Annotated in this window: 8 protein-coding genes and 3 pseudogenes; 6 read left to right on the top strand and 5 right to left on the bottom strand. The window is 39.7% G+C overall.

The features are described from left to right. Positions 1-95: 95 nt before the first annotated feature. Positions 96-717: pseudogene (locus V7L05_RS29160) on the top strand (IS630 family transposase); the annotation flags it as partial. Positions 718-785: 68 nt separating this feature from the next. Continuing rightward, entirely contained in the window at positions 786-1,172 is a 387-nt protein-coding gene (locus tag V7L05_RS29165) for a hypothetical protein (protein ID WP_335169396.1), read from the top strand. Positions 1,173-1,177: 5 nt separating this feature from the next. Here the strand turns inward: V7L05_RS29165 and V7L05_RS29170 are convergent, their stop codons facing one another. Next, positions 1,178-1,843, bottom strand: coding sequence for a helix-turn-helix domain-containing protein (locus V7L05_RS29170; RefSeq protein ID WP_335169398.1), 666 nt, complete (start codon positions 1,841-1,843; stop codon positions 1,178-1,180). Between the two features lie 139 nt (positions 1,844-1,982). Here V7L05_RS29170 and V7L05_RS29175 point away from each other — a divergent pair, with 139 nt between their 5' ends. Beyond that, complete coding sequence (locus V7L05_RS29175) at positions 1,983-2,708, top strand: tail fiber domain-containing protein (protein WP_335169400.1); 726 nt, start codon at positions 1,983-1,985, stop codon at positions 2,706-2,708. 188 nt (positions 2,709-2,896) lie between these two features. Here the strand turns inward: V7L05_RS29175 and V7L05_RS29180 are convergent. Continuing rightward, a pseudogene (locus V7L05_RS29180) lies at positions 2,897-3,283 on the bottom strand (protein kinase domain-containing protein); the annotation flags it as partial. A gap of 98 nt (positions 3,284-3,381) precedes the next feature. On the opposite strand from V7L05_RS29180, the gene V7L05_RS29185 reads away from it, so the two are divergent. Together V7L05_RS29185 and V7L05_RS29190 are read left to right on the top strand one after the other, a co-directional pair. Beyond that, positions 3,382-3,543 carry a hypothetical protein gene (locus tag V7L05_RS29185; RefSeq protein WP_335169402.1) on the top strand — a complete coding sequence of 54 codons (162 nt, stop codon included), beginning with the start codon at positions 3,382-3,384 and terminating at the stop codon, positions 3,541-3,543. 71 nt (positions 3,544-3,614) lie between these two features. Continuing rightward, positions 3,615-4,070 carry a sunset domain-containing protein gene (locus tag V7L05_RS29190; RefSeq protein WP_335169403.1) on the top strand — a complete coding sequence of 152 codons (456 nt, stop codon included), beginning with the start codon at positions 3,615-3,617 and terminating at the stop codon, positions 4,068-4,070. 651 nt (positions 4,071-4,721) lie between these two features. Here V7L05_RS29190 and V7L05_RS29195 read toward each other — a convergent pair. Next, a complete protein-coding gene (locus V7L05_RS29195; protein WP_335169404.1) occupies positions 4,722-5,687 on the bottom strand; it encodes an aldo/keto reductase in 966 nt (321 codons plus the stop codon). A 220-nt stretch (positions 5,688-5,907) separates the two neighbouring features. Here V7L05_RS29195 and V7L05_RS29200 point away from each other — a divergent pair, with 220 nt between their 5' ends. Beyond that, positions 5,908-6,075 carry a hypothetical protein gene (locus V7L05_RS29200; protein WP_335169406.1) on the top strand — a complete coding sequence of 56 codons (168 nt, stop codon included), beginning with the start codon at positions 5,908-5,910 and terminating at the stop codon, positions 6,073-6,075. A 49-nt stretch (positions 6,076-6,124) separates the two neighbouring features. Here the strand turns inward: V7L05_RS29200 and V7L05_RS29205 are convergent, their stop codons facing one another. Further along, positions 6,125-6,577, bottom strand: a complete 453-nt coding sequence (locus tag V7L05_RS29205; RefSeq protein WP_335169407.1) for an Hsp20/alpha crystallin family protein — start codon at positions 6,575-6,577, stop codon at positions 6,125-6,127. Between the two features lie 72 nt (positions 6,578-6,649). Beyond that, positions 6,650-6,865: pseudogene (locus V7L05_RS29210) on the bottom strand (transposase); the annotation flags it as partial. Positions 6,866-7,010: the final 145 nt, after the last annotated feature.

Here is a 7,010-nt window from a genome sequence, read left to right on the forward strand (position 1 = left end):
AGGGGGATGAAGGGGCAGCCATAGGCTGCCCCTTCATCCCCCTTTAAAATGATTATCATTATTGTTAATGGAATAGTTTATTTTCTGGAAGTCCCAAAGAAAAATTAGCAGAATATTTAAAAATAACGAAAGAAACTCCAGAGCGTTTACAGGTATGGTTTTGGGACGAAAGTGGATTTAGTTTAAGAGTGATAAGAAGAAAAACATGGGGAAGGAAAGGTAGCAGAAAAAAGGTGACAGGACAAAGAAGACGAGGAAGAGTAAATATTATGGGAGGATTGCGTTATCATGACAAAAAAAAGAATTAACTTTGTCATAAAAAAGGGCAATGCAGATGTCTTTTATGAACAGTTAGAATTATTGAATAATTTTCTCATACAAGAATGGAGAGAACAAGGAAATTCAATCGAAAGTTTTAAGGATAATTCGGCAAAGATACTTATTATCTTAGATAATGCTAGTTTCCATAAGAGAAAAGATATTTTAGCTCGTATTGAGTCGGAAATGCCAAATATTATTTTGGAGTTTTTACCACCGTATAGTCCAGATTATAATTTAATTGAATTGGTTTGGCATTCTGCAAAAGAATATATAGCTCATAGATTATTTGAATCCGTAACACAGTTAGAAGAATTGTTAAATAAACTGCTAAATAAAGGAGGTCTTATTATTAAATGGGAGCGTAAAATTAAAAATAAAGGTAATGCAGTTTATTAAATTTAGCTGCGTAATAGCTTAGGAGTTATGCCCTAAAATTTTGAATAAGCATAACTCTTGTAAGTGCCATGAGCGATCGCATTGACCAAATCATAGAGAAGCTTCACCAACTAAAGGAAATCAGACAGCAGCTAGTCAATGCACCAATATCTGAACCTGGGGTATGGATTCATCAATATGAGGTGCGTAAACAGTATAAAAAAGGTGGTGAAATTTATTGGTATGTGTATGCAAAATGGCAAGCTAACGAGCCAATTTTCAAGAGGAACCCAAAAGCTAGGCTAAAAGGGATTGTGAAGCGCGGTAACAATCCAGAGTACACCTGTCACCAACACATAGGCAGGGTAGGCAGTAGCACAGGGTTAGGAACCGATCCTCTTGTCACGGAGGCTTATCGGGAGTGGGAGAATCGTAAGCAGTTAGACGCGGTTGATAAAGCCTTGGAACAGATATAGGAATCCTATTTGATTTTTGAAAAAACTCCGTACATCCCAAGGGTCGCAAAATCAAAGGTAGTGTGTCGAATAAACCACTCAAACATCCATTTCAAATGTGAAAATGAGGGAATTAAGGCACAAAAACGCCGAACCCATGTTTTAGCTTGTAACCAAATATCTTCAATAGGATTTTGTTCTGGACAGTTGGGTGCAAAACGTACACAGCGTATTTTCCATTGGTCGATTGTCAAACCTTGATTAACTTCATCCAAAAACCCTTGAATTTCTTTGGAACGATGATAGGTTGCATAAACCACGTCATACTCGAAGGCTAATTTATACTCCAATTCCCCCACTTCCCAGCAGTCCTTTGTAGAGAGCCAACTCAACACCTCTTCTCGCTGTTCGGCATTCAGGTGGCTTTTCCTCCCTTTGTGGTTTAACCGCAGTCCATTAATTCCATATTCCTCGTAGGCTTGTTTCCAACCTGTTATCGAGCCTAAAGACACATCTAAAATAGTTTGGATTTCTTCGTATAAGTAACCTTGGTAAACCAGCTTGACCGCCAAGGCTTTTCTTGCCTCACGAGCATCACGACAAGCTGCGATAAAATTCTGTAACTCCGCGATCGCGATCGCAGTTGCCACTTCCGTCTTTAGTGTTGCAGTTTGTAGATGCTGATTTATCATTGTCTGCTTTTACACTTTTACGCTCAACCGTATTATCTCCTACTCTTTTTCAAAAATCAAATAGGATTCCTATAGGTAAAATATCGTTCATAAGTAAAATATAATATTTTTGCGGCTACAGATTTACATAAGGAGCATAATGATGAGCTTCAAATTAGCAGGATTTTTATCAGTCAATCAGTTATTTAGGAAGAGTAAAGTTAAGTTACTTCTTTTAGGAGTATTGTTGTCTATCGGTTTAGGAATAGGCTTTGGTATTTTCTCAAACCCTGTGACAGCACAAATAACTAGCGATATTATAGGTCGTAGACTTCGAGTAATTGAATCTGACTCGAATAACGCGGCGGTTATTGAATTGTCAAATGCTTTTAAAACTAACTACATTTTCACTGATGGCCCATCAGGAGACCTTTACTTACGTACAGATGATGTAAATTATAATGTGTTGTTGCAAACAGGTGGTGCACAGGGCAATGTTGGTATTGGCAGCGTAAATCCCAAGTTTCCCCTACAAATGGGTAGTGGCGCTTATGTAAGCTATGGTGGTGTGTGGACAAATGCATCCAGTCGTGATTACAAAGAAGATATCTCCGCTCTACCTTTGGCAAGTGCTAAAGATACCCTACAACAGCTAAATCCTGTCACTTTTGCATATAAAGCAGATAAAACTGAAAAGCATGTGGGATTTATTGCAGAGGATGTACCAGCGTTAGTGGCGACTAAAGATCGTAAGGGTTTATCCTCAATGGATGTTGTGGCTGTTCTCACTAAAGTTGTGCAAGAGCAGGAGAAAGCAATAGACAAGCTAGAAAGAAAAGTGGAAGCTCTTAGCAATCAAGGTACTGACAACTTAACCAAGCATTAAAGTGAGCAGGTTGGTAGTGTTCTAGATTTGTTGTTAGGGACTTCCAAATAAAAAAATACTCAACTACTTCTTGTGGGGTGGGTGTCTCGCCCGCCGGTAGTCAAAGGCGGACAAAACTTCGGCGTGAGCGCTCAGTCGAACGCTGTCCACCCCACAAGATTGGATAATTTATTTGTTGGAAGTCCCTAATCTAAGACTGAAAGCAGACTCAAGAGAATTTGCCGAACAGCAGTTTCACTCTCAAATCCTTTGGGTTCGACGATTTTTGTCAGAGTTTGGCCTTGAATCCATTCTTGCACGAGGTAAAACTCCCCATTCTCTAAAAGGTAAGCATAGAGTTTGGGGATTTGGTCGCTATGTTCACCCAAATACTCTAAAGTTGCAGCTTCTCTCTCAAACCTTTGTTGAATCATTTGGTAGGTTTGTAGGTCGTTGGCGATGGGTTTGAGTTGCTTAATCACGCAGCGACGGCGAGAAGGTATATGAGTATCTTCTGCGAGGAAGGTTTCACCAAACCCACCAGCACCCAGTACCTGAATAACTTGATAGCGATTGTTTAACTGTGTTATTTTCATGCTACGTTCAAAGCGTTAGTGAAACAAGCTTTATCAGCGATTCAATAAAAGAATAAATCCTGCCAAACGGTAGAGTTTGCAATTTAAATGTTGTATCTATGTTGACACATACCCAGCAGACTCCCACCGGAAGCATGACTGATGTTACTAATACCGCGCAGCTTGTCACGAATCGTTGGCGACTAAACGCCACGGGGCTACATCTTTACACACCAGCTATGCCCACGCCAAACAAGCGCCTGAGTAATTCTGGGGGATAGGGCGATCGCAAGAGTGATGAAGTCAGTATTGGGTAAAATATTGGGAATTAAATATTAGAGAATTAACGCCAATGAACAATCAACTTAAACCTCGTCAACTGAGCATGGTGGTAACGTTATTTACAGTACTGATGCTAAGTAGTTGTAGTCCCAAACCTGAAGAATCTACTAGCACTACGCCTCAAACACCAACTGCTGTTGCTCCAGCTAGTCCTGCCTCTAGTGCAGCAGCTAGTCCTGTTCCTAGTACAGCAGCTAGTCCTGTCCCTGGAAATACAACTTCTAGCTCTAAGAAGCCAGCATCGGCGAATAAAACAGCAGTTTTAGCAGCAGCACAAAATCTTGGAGTGAAACCACAAAACGAAACAACTTGCCCAAGTGATGCACTGGTAAAAGGCAAAATTACCAAGAAGAGAGGCAACATTTACCACCTTCCCAAAACCTTAGATTATGAAAAAGTCAAGCCGGATATTTGTTTTAAAGACCCAGCAACAGCACAACAAGCTGGTTTCCGTGCGCCTAAGTGATCTAAACAAGGCCAATTTTCAAATACATCCTGCTCATTGCCGCAGCAATTCTGTTAAAATCGCATCTGCGATCGCATCCGGCAGGATAGTAGCTTGTCAAGAAGGTTGAAAATAACTTTCCCATTATGGGAATCTCATATCTTCGACTATTCTCAATAAGACCTAAAAACTGGGTTTTTTAACCAAGAATCTAGGATTTCAGCCTCTGATATTCTTAATAAACCCGGTTTTTGACCCAGGTGCAAGATGTCAGGAATGCCACAAACCTGAATTTTCATCCTTTTCTACTCAAATAAGTTAAGTAATTAAGTAAAGAACCAACTACATTACTATCACAGTGACATCCTTTGATTGCTTTGTCCGATATTTCGGTAACACTCATTCAGATGAGGATGCTTTTACAGTGGCGCATTAGGTGGCATGGTAGGTGGGATTAGTTAGGTGCAATTCCCGAATTCGGAATATGTAGGTATTCAGACAACAAGTAATATTTAGTAGTTAATTTTACAGGAGACAAAGCTAATTTACTAAAGTTATGCTAAATAGAACACTCCAAAAGCTTGGTAAATGAACGAATTACAGCCCGTTAAACGACAGATTAGCTTAATCTGGACTATTCAAAGAATATAAGCAATATCACAGTTTATTGAACTAGGTATTTGAGGAACTGGCTTGATTGAGAAGATCAATAGCGTCTTGGTCGAGCTTTATATTGACAGCTTTGATGATATCGTTGAGTTGCTCAACCTTTGTTGCACTAACAATAGGTGCGGTAATGGTAGGATTAGCAATGAGCCACGCCAGAGAAATTTGGGTAGGAGTAGAATTATAAATCTTTGCCACCTGATCAATTGCCTCTAGAATTCGGAAACCACGAGGATTTAAATATTTTTTGACCGAGCTACCACGCAAACTAATAGACAAATCTTTTTCTGAGCGGTATTTACCAGAGAGAAACCCACTAGCTATAGAAGAATAGCTAATTACACCAATTAAGTGTTCTTGGGAAATTTGTTGTAAATCCTGCTCATAACCATCTCGGTCATACAAGTTATAACGGGGCTGAAGGCTTTCGTACCGAGGATAACCATGCTTTAGGCTAATTTCTAATGCCTGTAATAAACGCTCTGCACTATAGTTGGAAGCACCAATTGCACGTACTTTTCCCTGACGAATCAATTCTGCGTAGGTTTCAAGGGTTTCTTCAAGTGGAGTGTTTTCATCGTCGATATGCGATTGATATAGATCAATATAATCAGTTTGTAATCTGTGTAATGAGTCTTCAACAGCTTCTTGGATGTGTTTGCGAGAAAGCCCTTTGCCTTTAACACCCATATCGTTGCCAACCTTAGTTGCAATCACTACTTGGTCACGATGACCACGCTGCTTGAGCCATTTTCCTAAAATTGTCTCAGACTCTCCACCAAGATTTCCTGCAACCCACTTAGAATACACATCAGCTGTGTCAATAAAATTACCTCCCGCCGCTATAAAGTTATCTAAAATCTCAAATGAACTATTCTCATCAATTGTCCAGCCAAACACGTTACCACCAAAAGATAGTGGTGATACTTCTAGTCCAGACCGTCCAAGTTTACGTCTTTGTGTAATGACCATAAGAATTCTTACAAGACAGTTTTAGAATTACTTCTGCCAACTATGGCTTTATAAAAAATACTGTATGCACAGTATGCTATTTAAAATACTATACAACTATCGGCAAACCGTAATTTAACGAGCAAATGCAGATTATCATGGAAAATCATCCAAAATCAAGTCTTCTTATCGTTCCAGCACTTCTTTTGTCTTGACTTCCGGGAGAGGATCTCAAGCGGTTATGCTTACCGACGATACTCCCCAAAGCTGTTGGGTAGTTTTACTCACTCTACCGATTTTTGAGATCAGCGATAAAAGCATAGTGATTACCTCCAACACTGCGCGATCGCCCCAATTCAAGCGAGGATGCTCCCGCGATCGCATACAAAAAAGCCCAGTCATCTCATAACTGGGCTTTCATTATCTCAATCAATCATTGTCGGTAGAGAAGTTTCACACTATGCAGCAGGAAGTTCGAGATTAACCTTGACAACTTTGTTCTTTTCTTGCTCAGACTTGGGCAGTGTCAGATTCAAGATGCCGTCTTTATAATCTGCGGTGACATTGGTATTTTGAACCCTAGCAGATAGAGGAATTACACGTTGGAATTTACCATAGTAGAATTCACTCGATGTTGTGCCATTGTTTTCGGTTTTAGTTCCAGACTTGCGCTCACCGCTAATATGAACAGCATCTTCAGTGACTTGAATATCTAGGTCTTTAGCGTCTAGTCCTGGCAGTTCTAGCTTCAAATAAATCGCATCATCAGTTTCTTGTAGTTCAGCAGCCGGAACTTTGATAAAGTCTCTGTCAAACCGTGCAGGTGCTACTCTGGTATCTCCAAGTAAGCCGTTGATGTGACGTTCTAAAGCGTTCAATTCTTGCCAGGGGTTGTAACGAACTAGTACCATAACTCTTTCTCGCATTAATTAGTTCTTGTTTAAGTAGGTGGGCGGAGGAAAACCAAAATGTGTAAAGTAATGTTAAGAAGAGGAATAATTGTTGAATTTGAAACGTTCTGTACGGTAATTATTTCGTTCTCCTCTGGCATCTATCCCATCAATAACTGCATAAGCTAGGTCTAATTCATCATCAAACATCTGTCCAGAAATTTCATGTTTTTTGAGTTGTTGCCACTCTAGTTCGATTCTATTCATCTCTGAACAATATGTAGGCAGAAAGAAAATATATAACCCAAGACTTTCCCACTTAGCCCAATATGACTGGCAGGAATAAGCCTAAAACTTTCAGGCTCTCCAAGAGTAGTTATGTTAAAATAACATGAATAAATAAAGCAACCATCAATAAAACTACAGAAGTTAGTGCCATAAGCCTAGTGTTTGA

This window comes from Nostoc sp., from assembly GCF_036917755.1.
GTDB lineage: Bacteria > Cyanobacteriota > Cyanobacteriia > Cyanobacteriales > Nostocaceae > Nostoc.